This window comes from Halomonas sp. ALS9, from assembly GCF_001651035.1.
Lineage (GTDB): Bacteria > Pseudomonadota > Gammaproteobacteria > Pseudomonadales > Halomonadaceae > Vreelandella.
In genome coordinates this window covers 1-363 of sequence record NZ_LXRG01000193.1, presented here as the reverse complement: position 1 = coordinate 363, position 363 = coordinate 1, and the positions used below count along the sequence as shown (strand labels likewise).

Annotated in this window: 1 pseudogene; it reads right to left on the bottom strand. The window is 55.6% G+C overall.

The features are described 5' to 3' along the window. A pseudogene (locus A6R74_RS22410) lies at window positions 1-363 on the bottom strand (glutamate synthase central domain-containing protein); the annotation flags it as partial.

Here is a 363-nt window from a genome sequence, read left to right as displayed (position 1 = left end):
GGAAGTAGTCAGTCAGTAGACGAGGACGGCTCGACAGAACTGCCATCGGCGTATCGTCACCCATGGAGCCAACGGCTTCCTGGCCGCTCTCAGCCAACGGACGCAGCACCTGATCACGCTCTTCCAAGCTGACCTGGAACAGCTTCTGCGTAATGTTAAGTGAGTCTGTATCCATGGTTTGGAAACGGGCCAGCTCTGTGAGCGCCGACTCTAGATAGCTAGCTTACTGCTTTAACCAACGCTTAAAGGGGTAGTCAGACTTCAGCCGCTCATCGATATCGGTGGTGTGCAGCACTTCGCCGGTTTGGGTATCCACAGCGAGCATTTGCCCAGGGCCAACGCGTCCTTTGGCGACGACATCTT